This window comes from Streptomyces sp. ITFR-16, from assembly GCF_031844705.1.
Classification (GTDB): Bacteria; Actinomycetota; Actinomycetes; order Streptomycetales; family Streptomycetaceae; genus Streptomyces.
Map to the genome: position 1 here is coordinate 6474638 of NZ_CP134609.1, position 24165 is coordinate 6498802.

A 24165-nucleotide genomic window follows, 5' to 3' on the forward strand; every position below is an offset into this window, starting at 1 on the left:
TGCTGCCCGCTCTTCCGTCATCCCCGGAGCCGGCAGCGGCGCGTCGCCATGTCCGCGCCCGTCGGGTGCGGTGATGATCTCGTGAGTATGTGCGCCGATATGGGTGCCGAGGTAATTCGGCTCCGAAGTACTTCTACACTGTCCGCATGCCCGAGAAGCGAGCCGCGCGCCTGAGCCCCGACGAGCGGAGGGCGCAGCTGGTCGCTATTGGCGTGGACATGCTCGCCGAGCGGTCCCTGGACGAGCTGTCCACCGATGACGTGGCGCGCCGCGCCGGCATCTCCCGGGGCCTGCTCTTCCACTACTTCGACTCCAAGCGCGACTTCTACCGCTCCGTGGTGCAGCAGGAGTGCGACGACTTCGCCGACGCGACCGAGCCGGACGCCTCCCTGGAGCCCGTCGCCTGGCTGCGCGCCTTCATCGCCGGATTCGCGGCGTACGTCACGGAGCACCGCAAGGTCTACCTCGCCCTCGTCCGGGGCGCCGCCGGCAGCCACCCCGTCGTCGAGGACATCGTCGAGGCGACCCGCCACACCCTGGCCCGGCGCGTGGAGGAGGGGCAGCGGCGGCTCGGGATGCCGGACTCGCCCCGGCTGCTCGTCGCCGCCCGGGCCTGGATGGCCTTCGCCGAGGAGGCCGTCACCAGCTGGCCCACGGAGGGACCGGACGCCCTCGGTGAACTCGGCGCCTTCCTGGAGTCGAGCTTCGTCTCCCTGCTGGGCGCCCTGGACCGCCCCGCCGCCCTGCCCGGCTGAGCCCCGCCGTACCCGCTCCCGGGCACGCCCCGGCGCGCCCGTCACAGCAGGGCGAACTGCCCGTCCGGGCCCTCCTCCTGGTGGTCGAGCACGGACGCGGGCCGCCGCGCCGCGTCCGCCACCGGCAGCACGCCCGCCGCCCGCAGCTCGTCCGCGCCGATCTCCGGGCCGTCCGCCAGCGCGTCCTGCGCGGGCCGCAGCTCGGCGAGCAGGGCCAGCAGCGTGATCAGCTCCAGCAGCTCCGAGGTCCACTCCTGCGGCCAGACGCGCGGGCGCACGGACTCCAGGCCGTCCGTCCCGGGCACCGCCGTGCGGCGCTCGAACCACAGCTCCAGCATCCGCACCCCGCTCACCCGGAACTCCCACGCCCCCTCCGGCACGGGCGAGATGCGCCCCGAGCCGAGGGTCAGCGCCCGCTCCTCGGGGTCGTACGCCAGGGAGGCCGGAGCCGGGGGCACGGCGGCCCGCACATAGGGGCGCCGCCCGCCCGGCAGCCGGGGGCGCTCCCCGCCGCGCGCCCCGCGCAGCTGGAGCCGCAGCAGCTCCCGCCCCAGCTCCACCCCCGCCGACCAGCGCGCGGTGTCCGCCGGCAGCGGCACCTCACAGCCGGCGGGCGAGGGGCGGCCCGCCGCGAGGATCCACGCGAGCACGGACTCGGCGCCGACCGATTCGCCGTGCCGGGCACGCAGCAGGGCGAGCAGCCCGGGGGAGAGATTGGGTTCGAGGCCGCCGGGCCGCCGGTACAGCGGCCGGACGCGGCCGGGGCGGCCCGCGGGGGAGTGGCCGTCGGGGAGCAGCGCGGTCACCGAGACGGCGGGGCCCGGATCCCGGGGGACCGGGCCGTGCTCGACGGCGAAGAGCTGGTGCCCGTCGGCGACCCGCCACAGCTCCGGCCGGGCCACGTCGATCAGCCGGTGGTCGGGGAGCAGCCACTGCTCGTCGAACGGGCCGTGCAGGATCCGAACCGGCTCCGGGCAGGGCCCCGTCTCGCGGGCGAACCGGCCGGTGGCGCCGTGCTGCCCCGGCAGGGCGGCCACCGGGGTCTGCTGCGTCCGGGCGCGGGTCGGGGCGAACAGTTGCTCGCGCTCCTCGCCCGAGGCCCCGACCAGCCGCTCCCAGCGGGCCCTGAGCGACGCCGCGTCCGGGGCGGTCACCCAGGGGCGGCCGGTCCTCAGCGGCCGTACCGACCAGGGCATGAGGTCGTCGAGGAGCGGGCTGCGCGGGCTCCCGCCGGAGCCGGCCGCTGCCGGTGCTGCCACCGTGTCGTCCTCCCCGTCGCCACGTCCGCCGCCTTCCCCGGCATCGTAACGGCGCCGCCGGGCGCCGCGTCAGGGCGCCTGCCGGGAGCCCGCCCCGGTCAGTGCGCCTCCACGGTGACCGAGAAGGAGAACCGGTCGCCCCGGTAGCGGATCTGCGCCACGTCGACCACCCGGCCGCTCTCGTCGTACGTCACGCCCGTGTAGTACAGGATCGGGCTGAGCAGCGGGACCCGGAGCAGCTCGGCGGTGGCCGGGTCCGCGAGGCGGGCCTCGACCGTGTCGGTGATCCGGGCGATCGGGACGCCGACGCGGTCGCGCAGCACCTTGGTCATCGGCCAGCGGTCGAGGTCGGCCACGTCGAGATCGGCGGCGACCTCCGGACGGACCCAGTTCTGCGCCCAGTTGGTCGGCTCGCCGTCCGCCTCGTCGCACCGGAGCCTGCGGTAGCCGGTGACCCGGTCGCAGCCGGGGAAGTACTCCGCGACATCACCGGGCACGGGCACCGGACCGTGGTCGAGCAGGGTGGTGCGCTCGCCCGACTGCTGGGCGACGATCGCGTCGATCGAACCGAGCAGCCGCACCGGCGAGACCCGGCGGGCGCGCGGCTCGATGAACGTGCCGCGCCGCCGGTGCCGGCTGATCAGCCCCTCCGTCTCCAGCTCCTTGAGCGCCTGGCGCATGGTCAGGACGCTGACGCCGTAGTGGGCGGCGAGCTGCTCCTCGGTCGGCAGCCGCAGCGTGGCGTCCGGCGACCGGCCCAGTATGGAGGCCCGCAGCGACTGCGAGACCTGGTACCACAGCGGCAGCTTGCGGTTCAGGACCAGCGAGTCGGGCGCGAAGGCGGTCCCCCGGGACGCGGGGGGCTTCAGAGGGGTCTGCGACACGGGGGTCACCTGCATTCGTCGTCGCCGGCTCGCGCGGCGCCCGTCACGGCCGGAAGTTGCGGGTCAGACCCTGCCACACGTCGTCGTAGCCGTGCTGGAGATGGCCGGCCGTCGCCGCCTGCCCGGTCGCGGTGACCGGCCAGCGGGTCTCGAACATGAAGGCGAGGCCGTCGTCGATCTTCTGCGGCTTCAGCTCGGCGGCGCTCGCCCGCTCGAAGGTCTCCCGGTCCGGGCCGTGCGCCGACATCATGTTGTGCAGCGAGCCGCCGCCGGGCACGAAACCGCCCTTGCCGGCCGTCTTCGCGTCGTACGCGCCCTCGATCAGGCCCATGTACTCGCTCATCACATTGCGGTGGAAGTACGGCGGCCGGAAGGTGTCCTCGCCGACCAGCCAGCGCGGCGCGAACACCACGAAGTCGACCCCGGCCAGGCCGGGGGTGTCGGACGGGGAGGTCAGCACCGTGAAGATCGACGGGTCCGGGTGGTCGTAGCTGATCGAGCCGATGACATTGAAGCGGTGCAGGTCGTAGACGTACGGCGTGTGGTTGCCGTGCCAGGCGACCACATCGAGCGGGGAGTGGTCGTACGTCGCCGACCAGAGGTTGCCGCAGTACTTGTTGACCACCTCGACCGGGCGCTCCACGTCCTCGTACGCCGCGAGCGGTGCCAGGAAGTCCCGGGCGTTGGCCAGGCCGTTGGCGCCGATCGGGCCCAGGTCCGGGAGGGTGAAGGGCTGCCCGTAGTTCTCGCAGACGTATCCGCTCGCGGTGTCGTCGAGCAGCTCGACCCGGAAGCGGACGCCGCGCGGGATCAGCGCGACATGGCCCGGTTCGGCGCGCAGCAGGCCCAGTTCGGTGCGCAGCAGCAGGCCGCCGTGCTGAGGAACGATCAGCAGCTCGCCGTCGCTGTCGCTGAACACCCGGTCCGTCATGGCGGCGTTGGCGTGGTAGAGGTGCACGGCCATGCCCGTGCGCTGCGCGGCGTCGCCGTTGCCGCCGAGGGTCCACAGACCGGCGAGGAAGTCCGTACCGGGCGCGGGTACCGGGAGCGGGTCCCAGCGCAGCCGGTTGGGGTCGGGGACGGTCTCGGTGAACGGGGCGGTGCGCAGGGCGCCGTTGTCGACGCGCACGAACGGCGGATGAGCCGCCGAGGGGCGGATCCGGTAGAGCCAGGAGCGGTGGTTGCGGGCGCGGGGCTCGGTGAACGCCGAGCCGCTCAGCTGTTCCGCGTAGAGCCCCAGGGGGGCGCGCTGCGGTGAGTTGCGGCCGTGCGGCAGCGCGCCCGGCACCGCCTCCGAGCTGTGCTGATTGCCGAAACCGGCGGAGTACTCCAGCCCTTCGGCCGTCTTCCTCGCCTGCTCGATGCCGCTCATGTGCGCTCCCGGTGCCGAAGAAACCCTGAAGAGATCCAGAAGAAATCCTATGGACAACCGTAGGAATGGAAGCAGGGAGAGTCAACGGCATTCGTGCCGCACGGGGGGTTCAAAAAGCTGAACAATGCTCTACTCTCCGCCACATGTCGTGGACACGAAGAGTTCTGGTGGTCCTGGCGGCGCTCGCGGCCGCCCTGCTCGCGGCCCCGGCCGCCCGGGCGCACGAGGAACGGCCCGTCACCCTGCCCGACGGGAAGGGCAGCGTCCCCGAGTACCGCGCGGGCGAGCCCGATCTGCTGGTCTGCAAGACCGACCGGGCCGACTTCGAACGCCGGATATCCGGCTTCCCGGACGCCCTGCGCACCAGGAACCTGAAGCTGTTCGACCGGTGCCGGACGTCCGGCTACCGCCATCTCCAGCAGGCCGTCGACGCGGTCGACGGACCCGGGAAGAACATCGCGGTCCTGCCCGGCCTCTACGAGGAGGAGCCCTCGCTGCCGGCGCCGGCGGGGGAGTGCGCCCGGCTGAAGGCTCCCGACTCGCAGCTCGGCTACCAGATCCTGAGCTACGCCCAGCAGGCGAAGTGCCCGCACAACCAGAACCTGGTGGCGATCCTCGGCAAGAAAGACCTCCAGATCGAGGGCACCGGAGCCGCGCGCACGGACGTCGTCATCGACGCCAAGTACCAGAAGCTCAACGCGATCCGGGCGGACGGCTCCGACGGCGTCTACTTCAAGAACTTCACCGCCCAGCGCACCACTTTCAACTCGCTCTACATCCTGGCGCAGGACGGCTTCGTCATCGACGACGTGCTGACCCGGTGGAACGACGAGTACGGCTTCCTGACCTTCGCCAGTGACCACGGCCTGTACAAGAACTGCGAGTCGTACGGCAACGGCGACTCCGGCATCTACCCCGGCAGCGCCTCCGACATCAACGACGGCTACGGCTACGACGTCCCGCGCTACTCGATCGAGATCACCGGCTGCCGCAGCCACCACAACATGGTCGGCTACTCCGGCACGGCCGGCGACAGCGTCTACGTCCACGACAACGAGTTCGACCACAACATGGGCGGCGCCTCGATGGACAGCGCCTTCCCCGGCCACCCCGGCCTCCCGCAGAACCACGCCCGCTTCGCACGCAACCTGATCCACGACAACAACGCCGACTACTACCCGTACGTCGCCGACGGCACCTGCGCCAAGCCGCCCGTCGAGCGCGGCTACGAGGACGGCGTGGTCTGCCCGCAGATCTCCATGCCGCCGGGCTCCGGCATCATCACCGCGGGCGGCAACTGGAACATCTACGAGGACAACTGGATCTACGCCCAGCGGCGCGCCGCCTTCTTCCTGAGCGCCGTCCCCGCCTTCATCCGGGGCGAGAACGCCCTCGGCAAGCAGACCGACACCTCCCACCACAACCGGTACGCGGGCAACCACCTCGGCACCGACAAGGAGGGCCGGTCCCGGCCCAACCGCACCGACGTGTGGTGGGACGGCCAGGGCGACGGCAACTGCTGGCAGTCGGACACCGGCCCGTCCACCCCCCGCTCCCTGCCCGTCTGCGGCGCGCAGCGGGGCGAGGTCACCGGCGGCACCGACCGGCTGGCCGGCGAACCCGTCAAGCTCGCCCAGCTGCTGGTCTGCGCCGACTACAACGTGCAGGCGCGCCGGCTGCCGGCCGGCTGCGACTGGTACGGGGTCCGGGGCATCGAGCGCATCGAGGTGCAGCTGGCCCTCGGCATCGCGGTGGTGCTGGTGCTCGTCGGCGGGGTGCTGTGGTGGCGGACCCTGCGCACCAGCAGGCTCGCCGCGGCGGCCGCCGTCCTCGGGGCCGCCGGTCTCGCCCTGGACGTCGCCGGGTCGACCATGGGGCTGGCCGCCACCTATGTGCCCGCCGTCGCCCTGCTGCTGACCGGGCTCTGGTGGACCGGGACCGGTGTGGCGCTGCGGCGGCAGCGGCCGGTGCTGGGCTGGACCACGGTGGCGCTGGGCGCGCTGACCCTGCTCGACGCGCTGGACAAGGGCGTGTTCATGATCCCGTGGATCCCGCTCGGCCCGGCCTGGGCGCGGGGACTGCTCGGCCTGGTCTGGGTGGTGTGGGCCGTGGTGGCCGCCGCCCGCCACGCGGAAGCGGAACGGGATACGGAAGCGGAGCCCGTACCCGGACCTGACCGGGCCCCCGAACCGGCCGCCGCCCAGGAAGGGGAGACCTCATGAACCCCGCCCGTACCGCGCTCGCCCTGCTCACCGCAGCCGCCCTCGCGCTCGGCGCGGGCGGCTGCGGCGGGCGCGCCACCACCCACCACAAGCCCGGCACCGGCCATGAGCAGGCCACCGGCGACAACGGCCGGCTGCTGGCCGCCGACGACGGGGACGGCCACCGGCTGCGCCGGGTCGCCGCCGAGGGCGCCCCCGAGGTGTCCCTCGAGGTCCGGGCCGACTCGCAGGACGGCTGGAACGTCCATCTCTCGGTACGCAACTTCCGGTTCACCCCGGACAGCGTGGGCGGCGCCGCCCTCCTCGGGCGCGGCCACGCCCGGCTCCTGCTCGACGGCCACCCCCTCGCCCGTGTCTACGGCGCCTGGTTCCACCTCCCCGAAGCGCTCGTCCGCGGCGCCGGGGGCGGCACCCGCCTCACCGCCCGCCTCTACGCCGACGACCACACCGCCTGGGCCGTCGGCTCCGCCCCGGTCCAGGCCACCACCGCGCTCACCGGCGGCACCACCGTGGAGATCGCCGTCCGGGACGGAAAGGTGAGCCCGGCGCCGGGACGCACCGAGGTCGACAGGGGGAGCACCGTGCGTCTCCTCGTCCGCAGCGACCGCGACGACACCCTGCACGTCCACGGCTACGACAAGGAGGCGCACCTGCCCGCGGGGCGGACCGTCACCCTCACCTTCACCGCCGACCGCACCGGGCTCTTCGAGGTCGAGACCCACGGGTCCGACCTGCTCCTGACCCAACTCGTCGTACGGTGACGCCCGTTGCCGCACCCGGGCCCATGAGCGTCCTCGCGCACGGCATCGGGGCCCGGCACGATCTGCCGCTCTCGCCGTTCTACGCCTTCGCGGGGGCCTTCGCCGCGCTCTTCGTCTCCTTCCTCGCGCTCGGCCTGCTCTGGTCCGCCTCCCGCTTCCGGGGCGACCGGGCGGGCCGGGCGCTGCCCGCGGCCGTCCAGCGCCTGGCCGACGCCCGGGCCACCCGCGTCTGCGCCCGCGCGCTCGGCCTGGCCGCCGCGCTCCTCGTCGTGGGGAGCCTGCTGCTGGGCCCGGCCGGTCCCGAGCGCAATCCGGCTCCGGGCGCGGTCTACGTACTGCTGTGGGTCGGCCTCGTCCCGGCCTCGCTGCTGTTCGGGCCGGTCTGGCGGCTGCTCAACCCCCTGCGCACCCTGCACCTGCTCGGCTGCCGGGTGCTGCGGCGCGACCCCCGGGCCGGCCGGCCCCTGCCCCCGCGCCCGGGAATGTGGCCGGCGGCGGCCGGGCTGCTCGCCTTCACCTGGCTCGAACTCGTCGCCCCCGACCCCGCGTCGCCCACCGCCCTGCTGCTCTTCCTCGGCCCGTACGCCCTCGTCCACCTCACCGGCGCAGCCCGGTACGGGGCCCGCTGGTTCGACCACGCCGACGCCTTCGAGGTGTACTCGGGCCTCCTCGCCCGGCTCTCCCCGCTCGGCCGCCGCCCGGCCGACCGCCGGCTCGTCCTGCGCTCCCCGTTCAACGGGCTCGACGCCACGCCCCAGCTCCCCGGACTCGTCGCCACCGTCTGCGTGATGCTCGGCTCCACCGCGTACGACGGCTTCTCCGACGCCCCCTCCTGGATCACCACCGTCCAGACCTCGTCCCTGGGCCGCACCACCACCGCCACCCTCGGACTCCTCGGCGCCGTCGCCCTCGTCGCCGGCCTCTACGCGCTCTGCGCCGCGGCCACCCGGCTCTTCGCCGGCCGGCTGCCGCACCCGCTGACCGCCTTCGCGCACTCGCTCGTCCCGATCGCGCTCGGCTACCTCGTCGCCCACTACTTCACGCTCCTGGCCACCGAGGGCCCGCGCACACTCGCCCTGGCGCTCGGCGCCGACCGCCCCGCCGCGCCCGGACCGCCCCTGGGGCCGGGCGGCATCGCCACCCTCCAGGTCACCGCGATCGTCCTCGGACACGTCCTCGGGGTCGTCGCCGCGCACGACCGCTCCGTCCGGCTCCTGCCGCCCGGACGCGCCGTCGCCGGCCAGCTCCCGCTGCTGACGCTGATGATCGCGTACACCGTCGGCGGGCTGTCCCTGCTCATCGCCTGACCGCGAGCGCCCCGCGCCCCGCAGAGGAGGCCCACGGCATCATGGAACCCGTGCCCCATGCGAACACGAATCTCCGCCGCACCCCGGTGCAGCAGCGCAGCGCCGAACGCCTCGCCCGGATACTCGACGCCTGCGCCGAACTCCTCGACGAGACCGGCTACGAACAGCTCTCCACCCGCGCCGTGGCGCTGCGCGCCGAGGTCCCCATCGGCTCCGTCTACCGGTTCTTCTCCAACAAGCGGGCCCTGGCCGACGCCCTCGCCCGCCGCAACCTGGACAGCTACGCCGAACGCATCACGGGCCGCCTGGCCGCCATCGAGACCGCCGACTGGCGTGCGGCGATCGACGCCGTGCTCGACGAGTACCTGGCGATGAAGCGCACCGTCCCGGGCTTCGCCCTGGTCGACTTCGGGGCCCCCGCCCCCGACGAGGACCCGGCCGACGACGCCAACCAGCGGGTCGCGGGCCGCCTCACCGAACTGCTCTCCGGCCATCTGGGCCACGCAGCCGACGCGGATCTCCCCCGCACCATCCTGGTCTGCGTGGAGGCCGCCGACGCCCTGCTCAAACTCGCCTTCCGCAGCGACCCGGCCGGCGACGACGCGCTCGTGGCCGAGACCCGGATCCTGATCCAGGCCTATCTCGCGAGGGTGCTGGACTGACTGCGGGGGGGGGTACCGGCCCGGCAACGTACCGCCCACGACACCTCCCCACCATGCGTACCGGTCGGTATGCTCGGCCGTGCCTGTCGCGCGCCGCTCGCCGGCGTACGCGCGCCGCCGCTGCCGCCCCGGGGAGGGCCCATGCCGCACGACTCCAGCAGTTCCCGCACCGCCCCGCGCATCTGCCCCCTCTGCGAGGCCACCTGCGGGCTCGTCCTCACCATCGAGGGGACCAGGGTCACCGGTGCGCGCGGCGACCGGGACGACGTGTTCAGCAAGGGCTTCATCTGCCCCAAGGGCGCGTCCTTCGGCGGGCTCGACGAGGACCCCGACCGGCTGCGCACCCCACTCGTCCGCAAGAACGGCGTGCTGACGGAGGCGAGCTGGGACGAGGCGTTCGACGCGATCGCCCGCACCCTGCCGGCCGTACTGAGCGAGCACGGACCGCACGCCGCCGGCGTCGTGCTCGGCAACCCCAACGTCCACACCATGGCCGGGGCGCTCTACCCGTCCGCCCTGCTCGGGGCCCTGCGGACCCGGGCCCTGTTCACCGCCAGCACCCTCGACCAGATGCCCAAGCACGTCTCCAGCGGGCTGCTCTTCGGCGACCCCAACACCATCCCCGTACCTGACCTCGACCGCACCGACCACCTCCTGCTGCTCGGCGCGAACCCGCTCGACTCCAACGGCAGCCTCTGCACCGCCCCCGACTTCCCCGGCCGGCTCAGAGCGCTGCGCCGGCGCGGCGGCACCCTCACCGTCGTCGACCCCCGCCGCACCCGCACCGCCCGCCTCGCCGACCGGCACCTCGCCATCCGGCCCGGGACCGACGCCCTGCTGCTCGCCGCGATGACGCACGTCCTGTTCGAGGAGAAACTCGCCGACCCCGGGACGCTCACGGAACACCTCCAGGGAACCGACGAAGTCGCCGAAGCCGTACGGGACTTCACGCCCGAGGCGGTGGCCGCCGCCTGTGACGTGGACGCCGCGACCATCCGCACCCTCGCCCGGGAACTCGCGGCCGCCCCCACCGCCGCCGTCTACGGCCGCATCGGCAGCTGCACCGTCGAGCACGGCACCCTCGCCAGCTGGCTCGTCGACGTCCTCAACATCCTCACCGGCAACCTCGACCGGCCCGGCGGCGCCCTCTTCCCGCTCTCCGCGACCGCCCGCGCGCCCCGCCCCGCCGCCCCCGGCAGGGGCTTCGCCCTCGGGCGCTGGACGAGCCGCGTCTCCGGGCACCCCGAGGCCAAGGGCGAACTGCCCATCTCCGCACTGGCCGAGGAGATAGCGACCCCGGGACAGGACCGGATCCGCGCCCTGATCGTGCTGGCCGCCAACCCCGTGCTCTCCGCGCCCGACGGCGACCGGCTCGACCGGGCCCTGGCCGACGGGCTCGACTTCATGGTCAGCGTCGACCCGTACCTCAACGAGACCTCGCGCCATGCCGATGTCGTGCTGCCCCCGCCGCCGCCCTCGCAGAGCGCCCACTTCGACTTCGCGTTCAACGCCCTCGCCGTCCGCAACCAGGTCCGCTACACCCGCCCCGCCGTCCCGCTGGAGCCCGGCCGGATGGACGAGAGCGAGATCCTCGCCCGGCTCGTCCTCGCCGTCTCCGGGATGCACGGCGCGGAGCCGGAAGCCGTGGACGGCATGATCATCGAAAGGGCCCTCGGCAAGGCCGTCGCCGATCCGCTCTCGCCCGTGCACGGCCGCGACCCCGCCGCCCTCGCCGCGGCCCTCACCGGCCGCACCGGACCGGAACGCCGTCTCGACCTGATGCTCAGGCTCGGCCCGTACGGCGAAGGCTTCGGCACCGACCCCGAAGGCCTCACCCTGGACCGGCTGCTGGACCACCCGCACGGCACCGACCTCGGCCCCCTTGCCCCGCGCGTCCCGGAGGTCCTCACCACCCGCAGCGGGCGCGTCGAGCTGTTCCCCGCGCCGATCGCCGCCGACCTGCCGCGCCTGCGCCGCGCCCTCGACACCCGCCGGGAGCCCGACGCGCTCGTGCTCATCGGCCGCCGCCATCTGCGCTCCAACAACAGCTGGATGCACAACGTCGCCTCGCTCGCAGGGGGTTCCAACATCTGCACCCTCCAGATGCACCCGGAGGACGCGGCCCGCATCGGCCTCGCCGACGGCGCCGACGCGACCGTCACGGCAGACGGCGGCGCGCTGACCGTCCCGGTCGAGATCACCGACGGGGTACGGACCGGAGTGGTGAGCCTCCCGCACGGCTGGGGGCACGACCGCCCCGGGACCCGGATGGCCGTCGCCGCCGCCCGGCCCGGCGTCAACGTCAACCAGCTCCTCGACGGCAGCCGCCTCGACCCGCTCTCCGGCACCGCCGTGCTCAACGGCGTCCCCGTCACCGTGACCGTCCCCGCACGCGCCGGAACGGACCGGAACCACACCTGACACTTCCGGCCCGGCAACCTCAGGGCGCGCAACCTTTGCGCGAGTCATTCCCACACCCCGCGCAGTGGGTTAATTTCAGGCCACTGCAGCCGCTCCCCACCGCTCCACCACCATCATTCCGGGCGGAACCACATGACTCGCGCCATCACTCTGCACAATGTCAGCAAGGCGTACGGGCGGTCCTCGCGCGCCGTCGACCGTCTCTCGCTCTCCATCGACCCGGGCGAGTTCGTCGTCCTGCTGGGCCCCTCCGGCTGCGGCAAGTCGACCGTGCTGCGCATGATCGCCGGACTGGAGGACGTCACCGACGGCGAGATCCTGCTCGACGGTGAACCGGCCAACCACCTGACGCCCCGCGAACGCGGGATGGCCATGGTCTTCCAGAACTTCGCGCTCTACCCGACCATGACCAACCGGGCCAACATCGGCTTCCCGCTGAAGCTGGAGAACCCGCGCCAGGACCACACCGAGCGCATCGAGAGCACGGCCAGGATGCTCGGCATCGAGAGCGTCCTCGACCGGCTGCCCGGCCAGCTCTCCGGCGGCGAGCGCCAGCGGGTCGCGATGGGCCGGGCCATCTCCCGCCGGCCGTCCGCCTTCCTGATGGACGAGCCGCTCTCCAACCTCGACGCCAAGCTCCGCAACCATCTGCGCGCCGAGATATCCCAGCTCACCAAGGAACTCGGCGTCACCACGGTCTATGTGACCCACGACCAGGCCGAGGCGATGTCGCTGGGCCACCGGGTCGCCGTGATGCGCGGCGGAGTGCTCCAGCAGGTCAGCCCGCCGCGCGAGGTCTACGCCCTGCCGGAGAACGTATTCGTCGCCGCGTTCATCGGCACCCCCAGGATCAATCTGCTCCAGGCCGTCGTGCACGCCCCGCTGGAGGGGCGGATGTCCATCGACCTCGGCCGTCAGCGGCTCCCGCTGCCCGAACCCCTCAGCCCCGACCACCAGTTGCTCCGCATCCAGCAGGGCCGCCGGATCATCGTGGGACTGCGCTCCGAGGCGGTCCGCATCGCCCCGCCCAGCCAGGCACGCCCCGGCGAGGTCGCCCTCAGCGGCATCGTCGAGCACGTCGAGTACCAGGGCCACGAGGCGCTGGTCCACCTCAACACCGGCTCGCAGCCCGCCGTGGTGCCGGAGCTGGAGTCGGCCCGCACCGAACGCGGCACCGTCCGCAGACGCCGCGCCGCCCAGGGCGGGGTCGGAGTGCTGGAGCGCATCAAGGAGCGCGCCATCGGCCATGCCCCGGGATCCGGCCATGTCGTCGTCCTGGACGAACCGGGCCCCGAGGCGCTGCCGCCGGGCGTGCGCAGCCCCGACCGCCCCGCCGTCACCTCCAGCGACCTCGTCGTCCGCACCGGCCCCGACATGCGGCTGCGCACCGGAGGGCAGGTCCCGCTCCTGGTCGACCTGGCGCATCTGTACGTCTTCGACCACCAGGGCCGCCGGATCTGCCCGCTGCCCAAGGACGTGCCGGGTCTGGACGTGTAGGGCGTGTCGTCGAACTGACGCCGCCCGGCCGCCCTTCGGGCAGCGACGCCAGTTCGACGACACGCCCTGGGCGCGCCCTTCCGGGGGCCTAGGGCGCGCCGGGCAGGACCGGGCCCGCCTGTGCGCGCGCCTGCTCCACGCGGAACGACCCGGCCGGATATGGGAGTTCGGCCGCCAGTGCCGCCGCCCGGCCGAACTCCTCGTCGGCCGCCTGCCGTCGCCCGCACGCCGCGAGCGCGGCCCCGAGCACCGTGCGCGCCTCGGTCTCGGCGAGCCGTTCGCCGACCTGCCCGGCGCGCCGGATCTCCTCGGCCGCGCGGCGCACGGCGGCCTCCGGACGGCCCGCGTGCAGCTCCGCCCAGGCCACCAGATGGGCCGTGCCCGGGCCGCTGTCCCGGCCCAGCAGGTCCAGGGCCCCGGCCGGCCTGCCCTCGCGGACCAGCAGTTCGGCCTGTGCGGTGCGTACCTCGTGCAGCGCCTGCCGGTCCGCCTGCGCCTCGGCGGCCCGTCCGGCCCGGTCCAGCAGCTCGCCGGCGCCCGCCTCGCCGGTGCGGACGCGGACCCGGGCGAGCGCCGCGAGCGCGTAGGGGGTGCACCAGCTGCGCTGCGACCCGCCCTCCCGCGCGGCGGCCTCGGCGTGCTCCCGCGCCTCGGCGAACTCCCGGAGCAGCAGATGCAGTTCGGCGAGATTGGCACGCTCGAAGGCGACGGCCGTCGGATCGCCGGTGTGCTCGGCGAGCCTGAGCGCCCGCCGCCCGGTGGAGACCGCTTCGGCGAGCCGCCCCGACCTGCGGGCGTGCTCGCGCAGCACGGACAGCGTGGTCACCAGCAGCTCCTGGTCCCCGTACGCCTCCGCGTGCGGCAGTGCCCGCTCGGCGGCGGGCCGGGCCAGGTCGAACCGGCCGGCCAGGGCCAGCGAGGTCGCCCGCATCCCCAGCGAGCGGGCGAGCAGCCCCCTGCGCTCGCCGCCCGGGACAGTGTCCGCGGCCTCCTGCGCGATCCGGGCCGAGGCGTGCGCCTCCTCGTAGCGCCCGGTCACGAACCGCAGGCTCCCGGCCGCCAGATGGTGGGTCGCCACGGCCAGTGCCGGGGTGTCAGGACCCGGCGGATGGGCCCGCAGCAGCGCCTCGCCCTCCTCGGTCCCGCAGTACTTCATCAGCACGTCGCTCAGCCGGGCCGCCGCCAGCACCTGGCCGTCCGCGTCGCCCCGCCGCACCATGTCGTCCAGCGCCTCGCGCAGCACGGTGGCGGCGTCCTCGTAGCGGGCCATCCGGCGCAGCACCGCGCCCCGGTCGATCCTGGCCCGGGCCGCCTCGGCGGCGGACGCGTCCAGCCGCGCCGTCAGCTCGGCGTAGTAGCGGTCCGCCGTGTCGTTGGCGCAGAGGGCGGCGGCGCGCTCGGCCGCCCGGCGCAGATAGCCGGTCGCCCGGGGTCGTCGGCCCGGGCCAGCTGGGTGGCCAGGGTGTCGACCGCGTCGGGCCGGTGGCGCAGCACCGCCTCCGCGTACGCCGAGTGCAGCTGCCGGCGCCGGGCCGTGGACAGGCCGTCGTAGCAGGTCAGCCGCACCAGCGGATGGCGGAAGGCGAGCCCGGGCAGCGAGCGGCCGCCCGCCACCACCGGCCGCTCGGTCACCAGGGACGCCGTCACCGCCGCGTCCACGGCGTCGGCCGCCTCGGCCGGTGAGAGCGGCGGATGCAGGCCCTGCCCGGCCACGTCCAGGATCTCCGTGAGCGCCGCGCTGCCCCCGGTCACCGAGATCGCCTCGACCACCCGCCGGGCCGCCGGACCCAGCCGGGCCAGCCGCGCCGCCACCAGCTGACGCACCCCCTCCGGCGCGCCCGGGGCCCCGGGGTCCGCCCCCTCGTGGACCGTACGCGCCAGCTCCAGGGCGAACAGCGGGTTGCCCAGGGACAGTTCCCACACCCGGTCGAGCCCGGTGAGCGCCCCGGCGTCCCGCGCGACGGCCAGGCACTGGTCCCGGTCCAGCCGTCCCAGCTCGACGGGCTCGGCGAGCCTCCCGTGCACCAGGGCCTCCAGCGCGGCGCGGCGCGGGTCGCCCGCGTCGAACTCCTCCGCCCGGTAGGTGACCAGGAAACGCCACCCCGTAGCGCCGGCCGCCGCCCGCCGGGCCAGATGGCTGAGCAGCTGGTACGACCCGGTGTCCGCCGCGTGCAGGTCGTCCAGGACCAGCAGGACCGGGGAGGAGGCCGCGAGATCGCCGAGCAGCCCGGCCGTGCCCCGGAAGAACCGGTCGCGCTCCTCCTCCGGGCTGCGCTCCCGGCCGGCCCCGATCTGCCCCAGCGACGGCAGCAGCGCGGCGAGTTCGGGGTACTCGCCGCCGATCCGGGCCCGCTCCGCCGGCGGCCGGTCGGCCAGCCAGGCGTCCAGCGCCTCCACGAACACGCCGTACGGGGTGTGCCCCTCCGCGTCATGACCCGCGCCCCACAGCACGGTGGTGCCCGCCGAGGCGGCCCTGCGCGCCGCCTCGGTCGTCAGCCGGGTCTTGCCCACCCCCGCCTCGCCGCCGACCAGCCGCACCGGCGGGCCGCCCTCCGCGAGCAGGGCCCGCAGCGCCTCGTCCCGGCCGCGCAGCGGGGAGCCCGCCGGTGCGCGGATCGCGGCGGGCAGCACGGGGGAGGCGGAGGCGGGCAGCACCGCTGCGGCGGCGTCGAGCGCCAGCAGGTGCAGCCGCTCGGTCTCCGGGCCGGGCCGTACGCCGAGTTCGGCGTCGAGGGCCTCGCGGCACAGGTGGTACTGGCGCACGGCCTGCCGCCGCAGCCCCTGGCGCAGACAGGCCTCGATGACCACCCGGTGGGCCCGCTCCTCCGCCGGGGCGCTGGTCAGCGCGTGCAGCGCCACCTCGGTGGCGCTTTCGTTCCCGCCCTCCGCGAGATGGGCCTCGGCCAGGGCGAGCCGCACCCGGTCGTGCAGGGCGGCCAGCTGGGCGCGCCGGGTCTCGGCCCAGGCGGCGTAGCGGTCCTCGGGCAGCAGTTCGCCGGTGAACGCGGCAAGCGCTGCGGCCAGCGGCGCGGTGCCGCCCTCGGCCAGCGCACGCGTGGCCAGCTCCTCCGCCTCGTCCGCGTCGATCACGACGGTCGCCGGGTCGAGCCGCAGCAGGGTGCCCTCGCCGGTCAGATAGGACGAGGAGGCGCGGGGTGCGAGCTCGGGCTCGATGGCGCGACGGGCGGCGTGCAGGGCGACCCGGAGGCTGCCGAGTGCGGCCTGCGGGTCGGCGCCGGGCCAGCAGATCTCCATCGCCTGTTCGCGGTGGAGGCTGTGGCCGGGGGAGACGGCGAGCAGCTTGACCAGGGCCCGGGCGCTGGGGCGCGGCCACCGCTCGGCCAGGGCCGGGCCCCCGTCACGGGTCACCCGGAACCCGCCGAAAAGGTGCAGCCGCAGCAGCGGCGGCCCGGTGTGCGTGCCGTGGTCCGTCGCGCCTGTGCCCATCAGGGCGTCACTTTAACGCGCGGATTCGGACAAGTGGCAGGCTCCCGAACGGATGACGGCACCGGGCGGGACGGCGGTCTCCGGCGTGACCGGCGTCTCTGGCGTCCGAAAACTAACAGCGCTAGTTTGGGGTGCGGACGACACCGTCCGTCACCGCGTCCGGGAGGAACAGCCATGAAGGCCCATGACGGGATGTACATCGGCGGCGCATGGCGGCCCGCCGCCGCAGCGGACACGATCGCGGTGGTGAACCCGGCGGACGAGCAGGTCATCGCCAGGGTCCCGGCCGGTACGGCGCAGGACGTCGACGCCGCGGTACGGGCCGCGCGCGCCGCCTTCCCCGGCTGGGCCGCCACCCCGCCCGCCGGGCGCGCCGCCCTGATCGGCGCGCTGCGCGACGTGCTGGCCGCCCGCAAGGACGAGATCGCCGAGACGGTCACCGCCGAGCTGGGCTCACCGCTGCCGCTGTCGCAGGCCGTGCACGCGGGCGTCCCGGTCCTGGTCGCCGGCTCCTACGCCGAACTCGCCGCCTCCTACGCCTTCGAGGAGCGGCACGGCAACTCCACCGTGTTCCTGGAGCCGGTCGGCGTGGTCGGCGCGATCACCCCGTGGAACTACCCGCTGCACCAGATCGTCGCCAAGGTCGCCCCCGCGCTCGCCGCCGGCTGCACGGTCGTCCTCAAGCCCGCCGAGGACACCCCGCTCACCGCGCAGCTCTTCGCCGAGGCCACCGAGGAGGCCGGGCTGCCCGCCGGCGTCTTCAACCTGGTCACCGGCCTCGGCCCGGTCGCCGGGCAGGCCCTCGCCGAGCACGAGGACGTCGACCTGGTCTCCTTCACCGGTTCCACCGCCGTCGGCAAGCGGATCGGCGCCGCCGCGGGCGGCGCGGTCAAGCGCGTGGCCCTGGAACTCGGCGGCAAGTCCGCCAACGTCATCCTGCCGGGCGCCGATCTGGCCAAGGCGGTCAACGTCGGCATCGCCAACGTGATGTCCAACTCCGGCCAGACGTGCAGCGCCTGGACCCGGATGCTGGTCGACGCCGAACGGTACGAGGAGGCCGTCGCCCTCGCGGCCGCCGCCGTCGCCAAGTACGTACCCGGCGAGCGGGTCGGCCCGCTCGTCAACGCCAAGCAGCGGGACCGGGTGCGCGGTTACATCGAGAAGGGCGTCGAGGAGGGCGCCCGGATCGTGGCCGGCGGCCCCGAGGCACCGCTCCCGACCGGGTACTACGTCAGTCCCACGGTCTTCGCCGATGTCACCCCGGAGATGGCCATCGCCCAGGAGGAGATCTTCGGCCCCGTCGTCTCGGTCCTGAAGTACGAGGACGAGGCGGACGCGCTGCGCATCGCCAACGGCACGGTGTACGGACTCGCGGGCGCCGTCTGGGCCGCCGACGACGCACAGGCCGTCGCGTTCGCCCGCCGGATGGACACCGGCCAGGTCGACATCAACGGCGGCCGCTTCAACCCGCTCGCCCCGTTCGGCGGCTACAAGCAGTCCGGCGTCGGGCGCGAACTCGGCTCGCACGGCCTGGCCGAGTACCTCCAGACCAAGTCCCTCCAGTTCTGAGCCCGTTCCCCTCCGTTCCCGAGCCCGCACCCCCGATCAGCAAGGAGCCAGTCCGTGGTCCGCGCCGCCGTACTGTCCGCCGTCGGAGCTCCGCTGGAGATCACCGACATCACCCTGCCGGAGCCCGGCCCCGGCCGGGTGCGCGTCCGTCTCGCCGCCGCCGGGGTCTGCCACTCCGACCTCTCGCTGTCCAACGGCACGATGCGGGTGCCCGTGCCGGCCGTCCTCGGCCACGAGGGCGCCGGTACCGTCGTCGCGGTCGGCGAGGGCGTCACGCATGTCGTCCCCGGCGACGGGGTGGTGCTCAACTGGGCGCCGTCCTGCGGGAACTGCCACCACTGCGGGATCGGCGAGGTCTGGCTCTGCGCCCGCGCCCTGGCCGGCGCGGCCGACCTCCACGCCCGCACCGCCGACGGCGTCGACCTGCACCCCGGGCTGAACGTCGCGGCCTTCGCGCAGGAGACCGTGGTCGCCGCGAACTGCGTGCTGCCCGCCCCCGACGGCATCCCGCTCACCGACGCGGCCCTGCTCGGCTGCGCGGTGCTGACCGGGTACGGCGCGGTCCACCACAGCGCCCGGGTCCGCGAGGGCGAGTCCGTCGTGGTGTTCGGTATCGGCGGCGTCGGCCTCGCCGTGCTCCAGGCCGCCCGGATCGCGGGGGCCGCGCAGATCATCGCGGTCGACATCTCCCCGGAGAAGGAGGAGCTGGCCCGCCGGGCCGGGGCCACCGACTACGTCGTCGCCTCCGCCACCACACCCCGCGAGATCCGGGCGCTCACCGGCGGCCAGGGCGCGGACGTGGCCGTCGAGTGCGTCGGCCGGGCGGCCACCATCCGTACCGCCTGGGAGTCCACCCGCCGGGGCGGGCGAACCACGGTCGTCGGCATCGGCGGCAAGGACCAGCAGGTGACCTTCAACGCCCTGGAACTCTTCCACTGGGGCCGGTCCCTGACGGGCTGTGTGTACGGCAACAGCGACCCGGCCCGCGATCTGCCGGTGCTGGCCGGCCACATCGGGGCGGGCCGCTTCGACCTCTCCATGATGGTCACCGAACGGATCGCCCTGGACGGCATCCCGGCCGCCTTCGACAACATGATCGCCGGCAAGGGCGGCCGGGCGCTGGTGGTCTTCTAGAGCCGGTGGTCCGCTAGCGCTTGGGGACGCCGGTGGTGAGCAGCCGGGCCTCCGTCTCGCCCCGCTCGAAGAGCCGGGAGGCCGGGCCCACGATCAGCGGGTCCGGCTCCCCGGCCACCGACGTGTCCTTGTCCGGGTAGTCGAAGCGGTGCAGCACATGCCGGATCGCCTCCAGCCGGGCCCGCTTCTTGTCGTTGCTCTTCACCACGGTCCACGGCGCGTCCGCCGTGTCCGTGTGGAAGAGCATCAGCTCCTTGGCCTCGGTGTACGCGTCCCACTTGTCCAGCGAGGCCAGGTCGACGGGGCTGATCTTCCACTGCCGCACCGGATCGGTCTGCCGGGTCCTGAACCGGTTGAGCTGCTCGTTGCGCGAGACGGAGAACCAGAACTTCACCAGATGGATGCCGTCCCGGGCGAGCATCCGCTCGAACCCCGGGGCCTGGTGCATGAACTCCAGGTACTCACGGGTCGAGCAGAAGCCCATGACCCGCTCCACCCCGGCCCGGTTGTACCAGGACCGGTCGAAGAGCACGATCTCCCCGGCGGCCGGCAGATGCGCCACGTACCGCTGGAAGTACCACTGCGTGCGTTCGCGCTCGGTGGGCTTCTCCAGCGCCACCACCCGCGCGCCGCGCGGATTGAGGTGCTCGGTGAACCGCTTGATGGTGCCGCCCTTGCCGGCGGCGTCGCGCCCCTCGAAGAGGATGACGAGCCGCTCGTCGTGCTCCTTGACCCAGTGCTGGAGCTTCAGCAGCTCGATCTGGAGCGCCCGCTCGGACCGGTCGTACTCCTTGCGGCTCAGCTTGTGGTCGTACGGATAGCCCTCGCGCCAGGCGTCGCGCGGCCGGCCGTCGGGCTTGACCAGCTCCTGGGTGGCGGGCTTCGCGGCCCTGCGCTTCTCAGCTCCGGTCCGCTGCCGGGTCTTCCGCGTCATGACGGGGTCCTTCCACCGGCGGGGCCGGATTCCTCGGCGTCGCACCAGTCTGCGGATGCATCCGGGAGACCGCCACCCCGGCCAGGCAAAGCAGCCCGCCGCCGACGGTGAGCAGCGCGGGCACCTCGTCCAGCAGCAGCCACGACATCAGCACCACGAGCGCCGGGACCGCGTAGGTGGTGGCGCCCATCCGCCCGGCGGTGGTGCGGGCGAGGGCGTACGCCCAGGTGGTGAAGGCCAGCGCGGTCGGGAAGACCCCGAGGTAGACCATGTTCAGGGTCGCGGACAGCGGGGCGTCGGCGGCGTCCGAGACCAGCGCCCCGGCGAACGGCAGGCACGCCACCGTCCCGACCAGGCAGCCGAACGTGGTGATCTGGAGCGCCGACCCGTGCCGCAGCGCCGGCTTCTGGCCGACCACCCCGCCCGCGTACGCCACCGCCGCCAGCAGGCACAGCAGCACGCCCAGGACCGAGGAACCTCCGTGCCCCGACATGGATAGCCCCACCACAGCCGCGCCCGCGAAGGACACCGCCATGCCCAGCACCAGGCGGCGCGGCAGCCCCTCGCCGAGCAGCCGGGCGCCGAGCAGGGCGATCAGCAGGGGCCCGATGTTCACGACCATCGCGGCCGTCCCCGCGTCCACCTGCTGCTCGCCCCAGTTCAGCACCACCATGTACAGGCCGAACCACAGCAGCCCGGACCAGATGATCCCCGGCCGGGCGGCCCGGGACGGCAGCCCCTCGCGGCGCACGAGCAGCAGCGCGCCCAGCGCCAGGGAGCCGGCCAGCAGCCGGCCGAGCGCCAGGGCGCCGGGGGAGTAGGCGTCGCCCGCGCTGCGGATGGAGACGAAGGCCGAGGCCCACAGGACCACGGTGGTGCAGGCGGCGGCGGTGGCCCGCCAGTCACGGTGGACCGGGGCGGCGGAAGGGGAGGGGAGCGTCGTCATGGCCCCGACCGTACGGCCGGGAAGGTTCGGCGCCCACCGAATAGTCACCGGCCCGGCGCGGGCGGGGCGTACTGAAGCGCGAGCCCGTCGAGCAGCGCCCGCAGCCCGGTCTCGAACGCCCCCTCGTCGACCTTCTGGCGGCGCTCGGCCAGCAGGTGCGCCTGGCCCAGGTGCGGGTAGTCGGCGGGGTCGTACGCCGTCTCGTCGTCCACGAAGCCCCGGGCGAAGGAGCCGAGCGCGGAGCCGGTGATGAAGTAGCGCATCAGGGCGCCGATGTACGTGGCCTGGGCGGGCGGCCAGCCCGCGCGGACCATGGCGCCGAAGACGGCGTCGGCGACCCGCAGTCCGGCCGGGCGGCGGCCGGGGCCCTGGGCGAGCACCGGGACGATGTGCGGGTGCTCGGTGAGTGCCGCGCGGTAGGAGAGCGCCCAGTCGTGCAGGGCGGCGCGCCAGTCGCGGGGGTCGGACTCCTCGAACATCGACAGATCGACCTGGGCCGAGACGGCGTCGGCGACCGCGTCCAGGATCTCGTCCTTGTTGCGGAAGTGGTTGTAGAGCGAGGGCCCGCTGACCCCGAGTTCGGCCGCGAGGCGGCGGGTGGAGACGGCGTCGAGCCCCTCGGCGTCCACGAGGGCGCTCGCCGTCTCGACGATGCGGTCTCTGCTCAGGAGGGGCTTGCGCGGGCGGGCCATGCGGCACATAGTAGGGCCTGCGGCCATAAAACTAGCAGTGCTAATTTAGAGGAAGGGGCGGGAGGATGAACCTGGAACTCAGCGAGGAGCAGGCAGCCGTCCGGCAGCTCGCCAGGGACTTCGTCACCCGCGACATCGCCCCGCACGTCGTGGAGTGGGACCGGGCCGAGAGCGTCGACCGGTCGATCGTGAAGAAGCTGGGCTCCCTCGGCTTCCTCGGCCTGACCGTCCCGGAGGAGTACGGCGGCTCGGGCGGCGACCACCTCGCGTACTGCCTGGTGACCGAGGAGCTGGGGCGCGGCGACTCCTCGGTGCGCGGCATCGTCTCGGTCTCCCTCGGCCTGGTCGCCAAGACCATTGCCGCGTGGGGCGACGAGGAGCAGAAGCGCCGGTGGCTGCCCCGGCTCACGGCGGGCGACGCGGTCGGCTGCTTCGGGCTGACCGAACCCGGCACCGGCTCGGACGCCGGCAACCTGACGACGCGGGCGGTCCGGGACGGCGGGGACTACGTCATCAACGGCGGCAAGATGTTCATCACCAACGGCACCTGGGCCGATGTGGTGCTCCTGTTCGCCCGCACCAACGACACCCCCGGCCACAGGGGCATCTCCGCTTTCCTGGTCCCCGCCGACGCCCCCGGCCTCACCCGCCGCACCATCCACGGCAAGCTCGGTCTGCGCGGCCAGGCGACGGCCGAACTGGCGCTGGAGGACGTCCGCGTCCCCGCCTCCGCCCTGCTGGGCCCCGAGGGCAAGGGCTTCTCGATCGCCATGTCCGCCCTGGCCAAGGGGCGGATGTCGGTGGCGGCGGGCTGTGTCGGCATCGCGCAGGCGGCGCTGGACGCGGCCGTGGGGTACGCGGGCGAGCGCGAGCAGTTCGGCAAGTCCATCGCGAGCCACCAGCTCGTCCAGGAACTCATCAGCGACATCTCCGTGGACACCGACGCCGCCCGCCTGCTGACCTGGCGCGTCGCCGACCTGATCGACCGGGGCGAGCCCTTCGCCACCGCCGCCTCCCAGGCGAAGCTGTTCGCGTCCGAGGCCGCCGTCCGCGCCGCCAACAACGCGCTCCAGGTGTACGGCGGCTACGGCTACATCGACGAGTACCCGGTCGGCAAGCTGCTGCGGGACGCCCGTGTGATGACGCTCTACGAGGGCACCAGCCAGATCCAGAAGCTGATCATCGGCCGCGCGCTGACCGGGGTCTCCGCCTTCTGAGTACCGCCTGAGTACCCGGACGGATGTGGCGTGGGCCACGCCGCCGGATGCTGGGCCCCATGAGTGACACGACATCGGTCAAGCAGCAGAACACCGCGGCCTTCTACGGCCAGGCGGTCGCCTCCTTCGGGGTCGCGATGGGTGCGGTGGCCCTCGGGATCTACTCCCTCGACGCGGACGCCTGGGTGCGCGGATTCCTCGCCATCGGCGTCCTCTACCTCGTCACGTCCTGCTTCACCCTGGCCAAGGTCATCAGGGACAGGCAGGAGGCGGGACAGCTGGTCAGCCGGGTCGACCAGGCCCGGCTGGAGAAGATCCTCGCCGAGCACGACCCCTTCCAGAAGCTCTGACGGTCTCACCTGCCGGACCCCTCGGGCACCGGCCCTAAGCGCTTGCTCAGGATCGGGGTATGGTGTTCGTCCTGCTGACCGAGAGGGGCCACTGACGATGAGCACGGCGGAGGAGACCGACGGCGAGAACACGCCGTGGGCCGAAGTGACGCCCGAGGCGGCCCGGCGGCTCCTCGTGGCGGCCGTCGACGCCTTCGCCGAGCGCGGGTACCACGCGACCACCACCCGGGACATCGCCGGCCGCGCCGGCATGAGCCCCGCCGCGCTCTACATCCACTACAAGACGAAGGAAGAGCTGCTCCACCGGATCAGCCGGATCGGTCACGACCGGGCCCTGGCGCTCCTGGAGTCCGCCGCCGACGGTGAGGGCACGGCCGCCGAGCGGCTCGCCGACGCCGTACGGTGCTTCGTCCGCTGGCACGCCGAGCGGCACACCACCGCCCGGGTGGTCCAGTACGAGCTCGACGCCCTCGGTGAGGAGCACCGCACCGAGATCGTCGGGCTGCGCCGCCGGAGCGACGCGGTGGTGCGCCGGATCATCGGCGAGGGCGTGGCGGCGGGGGAGTTCGACGTCCCCGACGTGCCCGGCACCACGCTGGCGGTGCTCTCGCTCTGCATCGACGTGGCCCGCTGGTTCAACGCCCAGGGCAGCCGGACGCCCGACGAGGTCGGCGAGCTCTACGCCGGTCTGGTGCTGCGGATGGTCGCGGCCGAGCGGTGACGCACCCGCGCCCCC

The 24165-nt window shown here is 74.0% G+C and carries 20 protein-coding genes; 12 read left to right on the forward strand and 8 right to left on the reverse strand.

Annotation, left to right across the window (positions count from 1 at the left end; translation table 11 throughout):
• Window positions 1-146 precede the first annotated feature (146 nt).
• Complete coding sequence (locus tag RLT58_RS28725; RefSeq protein WP_311313262.1) at window positions 147-755, forward strand: TetR/AcrR family transcriptional regulator; 609 nt, start codon at window positions 147-149, stop codon at window positions 753-755.
• Window positions 756-796: 41 nt separating this feature from the next.
• On the opposite strand, the gene RLT58_RS28730 is transcribed toward RLT58_RS28725, so the two are convergent.
• From RLT58_RS28730 to hmgA, 3 genes are all read right to left on the reverse strand, one after another.
• Complete coding sequence (locus RLT58_RS28730; RefSeq protein ID WP_311313263.1) at window positions 797-2014, reverse strand: type ISP restriction/modification enzyme; 1218 nt, start codon at window positions 2012-2014, stop codon at window positions 797-799.
• 98 nt (window positions 2015-2112) lie between these two features.
• Window positions 2113-2913 (reverse strand): GntR family transcriptional regulator, encoded by an 801-nt coding sequence (locus tag RLT58_RS28735; protein WP_399131693.1) that lies wholly within the window; start codon window positions 2911-2913, stop codon window positions 2113-2115.
• A 28-nt stretch (window positions 2914-2941) separates the two neighbouring features.
• Complete coding sequence (gene hmgA, locus RLT58_RS28740) at window positions 2942-4270, reverse strand: homogentisate 1,2-dioxygenase (RefSeq protein ID WP_311313265.1); 1329 nt, start codon at window positions 4268-4270, stop codon at window positions 2942-2944.
• Between the two features lie 143 nt (window positions 4271-4413).
• Between hmgA and RLT58_RS28745 the strand changes: the two genes are divergently transcribed.
• From RLT58_RS28745 to RLT58_RS28770, 6 genes are all read left to right on the forward strand, one after another.
• Window positions 4414-6492: a right-handed parallel beta-helix repeat-containing protein gene (locus RLT58_RS28745; protein ID WP_311313266.1), complete on the forward strand. Its 2079-nt coding sequence runs from the start codon at window positions 4414-4416 to the stop codon at window positions 6490-6492.
• Window positions 6489-7253 carry a cupredoxin domain-containing protein gene (locus RLT58_RS28750; protein WP_311313267.1) on the forward strand — a complete coding sequence of 255 codons (765 nt, stop codon included), beginning with the start codon at window positions 6489-6491 and terminating at the stop codon, window positions 7251-7253. The genes RLT58_RS28745 and RLT58_RS28750 overlap by 4 nt, the downstream gene beginning before the upstream one ends.
• A gap of 23 nt (window positions 7254-7276) precedes the next feature.
• Window positions 7277-8560, forward strand: coding sequence for a hypothetical protein (locus tag RLT58_RS28755; protein WP_311313268.1), 1284 nt, complete (start codon window positions 7277-7279; stop codon window positions 8558-8560).
• Between the two features lie 41 nt (window positions 8561-8601).
• On the forward strand, window positions 8602-9222 hold the full coding sequence (locus RLT58_RS28760) for a TetR/AcrR family transcriptional regulator (protein WP_311313269.1): 621 nt from the start codon (window positions 8602-8604) through the stop codon (window positions 9220-9222).
• Window positions 9223-9363: 141 nt separating this feature from the next.
• Window positions 9364-11643, forward strand: a complete 2280-nt coding sequence (locus RLT58_RS28765) for a molybdopterin-dependent oxidoreductase (RefSeq protein ID WP_311313270.1) — start codon at window positions 9364-9366, stop codon at window positions 11641-11643.
• 132 nt (window positions 11644-11775) lie between these two features.
• Window positions 11776-13140 (forward strand): ABC transporter ATP-binding protein, encoded by a 1365-nt coding sequence (locus RLT58_RS28770; RefSeq protein WP_311313271.1) that lies wholly within the window; start codon window positions 11776-11778, stop codon window positions 13138-13140.
• An 88-nt stretch (window positions 13141-13228) separates the two neighbouring features.
• On the opposite strand, the gene RLT58_RS28775 is transcribed toward RLT58_RS28770, so the two are convergent.
• Both RLT58_RS28775 and RLT58_RS28780 read right to left on the reverse strand, forming a co-directional pair.
• Window positions 13229-14410 carry a hypothetical protein gene (locus RLT58_RS28775; RefSeq protein ID WP_311313272.1) on the reverse strand — a complete coding sequence of 394 codons (1182 nt, stop codon included), beginning with the start codon at window positions 14408-14410 and terminating at the stop codon, window positions 13229-13231.
• Between the two features lie 71 nt (window positions 14411-14481).
• Window positions 14482-16587, reverse strand: a complete 2106-nt coding sequence (locus RLT58_RS28780; RefSeq protein ID WP_311313273.1) for an ATP-binding protein — start codon at window positions 16585-16587, stop codon at window positions 14482-14484.
• Window positions 16588-16761: 174 nt separating this feature from the next.
• On the opposite strand from RLT58_RS28780, the gene RLT58_RS28785 reads away from it, so the two are divergent.
• Window positions 16762-18156, forward strand: a complete 1395-nt coding sequence (locus RLT58_RS28785) for an aldehyde dehydrogenase family protein (protein WP_311313274.1) — start codon at window positions 16762-16764, stop codon at window positions 18154-18156.
• A 54-nt stretch (window positions 18157-18210) separates the two neighbouring features.
• The gene (locus RLT58_RS28790; RefSeq protein ID WP_311313275.1) at window positions 18211-19290 is read left to right on the forward strand and encodes a Zn-dependent alcohol dehydrogenase; all 1080 of its coding nucleotides are present in this window, start codon (window positions 18211-18213) and stop codon (window positions 19288-19290) included.
• Between the two features lie 13 nt (window positions 19291-19303).
• On the opposite strand, the gene ppk2 is transcribed toward RLT58_RS28790, so the two are convergent.
• From ppk2 to RLT58_RS28805, 3 genes are read right to left on the reverse strand one after another with little or no spacing between them, the layout of a single operon-like run.
• Complete coding sequence (gene ppk2, locus RLT58_RS28795) at window positions 19304-20224, reverse strand: polyphosphate kinase 2 (protein WP_311313276.1); 921 nt, start codon at window positions 20222-20224, stop codon at window positions 19304-19306.
• The gene (locus tag RLT58_RS28800) at window positions 20190-21170 is read right to left on the reverse strand and encodes a DMT family transporter (RefSeq protein ID WP_311313277.1); all 981 of its coding nucleotides are present in this window, start codon (window positions 21168-21170) and stop codon (window positions 20190-20192) included. Before RLT58_RS28800 ends, ppk2 begins: the two co-directional genes overlap by 35 nt.
• Window positions 21171-21214: 44 nt before the next feature.
• A complete protein-coding gene (locus RLT58_RS28805) occupies window positions 21215-21862 on the reverse strand; it encodes a TetR/AcrR family transcriptional regulator (RefSeq protein ID WP_311313278.1) in 648 nt (215 codons plus the stop codon).
• 65 nt (window positions 21863-21927) lie between these two features.
• On the opposite strand from RLT58_RS28805, the gene RLT58_RS28810 reads away from it, so the two are divergent.
• From RLT58_RS28810 to RLT58_RS28820, 3 genes are all read left to right on the forward strand, one after another.
• Window positions 21928-23079: an acyl-CoA dehydrogenase family protein gene (locus RLT58_RS28810; protein ID WP_311313279.1), complete on the forward strand. Its 1152-nt coding sequence runs from the start codon at window positions 21928-21930 to the stop codon at window positions 23077-23079.
• Between the two features lie 59 nt (window positions 23080-23138).
• The gene (locus tag RLT58_RS28815) at window positions 23139-23429 is read left to right on the forward strand and encodes a YiaA/YiaB family inner membrane protein (RefSeq protein ID WP_311313280.1); all 291 of its coding nucleotides are present in this window, start codon (window positions 23139-23141) and stop codon (window positions 23427-23429) included.
• A gap of 97 nt (window positions 23430-23526) precedes the next feature.
• On the forward strand, window positions 23527-24150 hold the full coding sequence (locus RLT58_RS28820; protein ID WP_311313281.1) for a TetR/AcrR family transcriptional regulator: 624 nt from the start codon (window positions 23527-23529) through the stop codon (window positions 24148-24150).
• Window positions 24151-24165 lie beyond the last annotated feature (15 nt).

Excerpts from the sequence above, each read along its gene's own strand:
- RLT58_RS28800 (WP_311313277.1), bottom strand. The coding sequence starts at position 21,170 with ATGACGACGCTCCCCTCCCCTTCCGCCGCCCCGGTCCACCGTGACTGG.
- RLT58_RS28820 (WP_311313281.1), top strand. The coding sequence starts at position 23,527 with ATGAGCACGGCGGAGGAGACCGACGGCGAGAACACGCCGTGGGCCGAA.
- RLT58_RS28755 (WP_311313268.1), top strand. The coding sequence starts at position 7,277 with ATGAGCGTCCTCGCGCACGGCATCGGGGCCCGGCACGATCTGCCGCTC.
- RLT58_RS28810 (WP_311313279.1), top strand. The coding sequence starts at position 21,928 with ATGAACCTGGAACTCAGCGAGGAGCAGGCAGCCGTCCGGCAGCTCGCC.
- RLT58_RS28775 (WP_311313272.1), bottom strand. The coding sequence starts at position 14,410 with ATGGCCCGCTACGAGGACGCCGCCACCGTGCTGCGCGAGGCGCTGGAC.
- RLT58_RS28815 (WP_311313280.1), top strand. The coding sequence starts at position 23,139 with ATGAGTGACACGACATCGGTCAAGCAGCAGAACACCGCGGCCTTCTAC.
- RLT58_RS28735 (WP_399131693.1), bottom strand. The coding sequence starts at position 2,913 with ATGCAGGTGACCCCCGTGTCGCAGACCCCTCTGAAGCCCCCCGCGTCC.
- ppk2 (WP_311313276.1), bottom strand. The coding sequence starts at position 20,224 with ATGACGCGGAAGACCCGGCAGCGGACCGGAGCTGAGAAGCGCAGGGCC.
- RLT58_RS28805 (WP_311313278.1), bottom strand. The coding sequence starts at position 21,862 with ATGGCCCGCCCGCGCAAGCCCCTCCTGAGCAGAGACCGCATCGTCGAG.
- RLT58_RS28770 (WP_311313271.1), top strand. The coding sequence starts at position 11,776 with ATGACTCGCGCCATCACTCTGCACAATGTCAGCAAGGCGTACGGGCGG.
- RLT58_RS28745 (WP_311313266.1), top strand. The coding sequence starts at position 4,414 with ATGTCGTGGACACGAAGAGTTCTGGTGGTCCTGGCGGCGCTCGCGGCC.
- RLT58_RS28780 (WP_311313273.1), bottom strand. The coding sequence starts at position 16,587 with ATGGGCACAGGCGCGACGGACCACGGCACGCACACCGGGCCGCCGCTG.
- RLT58_RS28760 (WP_311313269.1), top strand. The coding sequence starts at position 8,602 with ATGGAACCCGTGCCCCATGCGAACACGAATCTCCGCCGCACCCCGGTG.
- RLT58_RS28765 (WP_311313270.1), top strand. The coding sequence starts at position 9,364 with ATGCCGCACGACTCCAGCAGTTCCCGCACCGCCCCGCGCATCTGCCCC.
- RLT58_RS28785 (WP_311313274.1), top strand. The coding sequence starts at position 16,762 with ATGAAGGCCCATGACGGGATGTACATCGGCGGCGCATGGCGGCCCGCC.
- RLT58_RS28725 (WP_311313262.1), top strand. The coding sequence starts at position 147 with ATGCCCGAGAAGCGAGCCGCGCGCCTGAGCCCCGACGAGCGGAGGGCG.
- hmgA (WP_311313265.1), bottom strand. The coding sequence starts at position 4,270 with ATGAGCGGCATCGAGCAGGCGAGGAAGACGGCCGAAGGGCTGGAGTAC.
- RLT58_RS28750 (WP_311313267.1), top strand. The coding sequence starts at position 6,489 with ATGAACCCCGCCCGTACCGCGCTCGCCCTGCTCACCGCAGCCGCCCTC.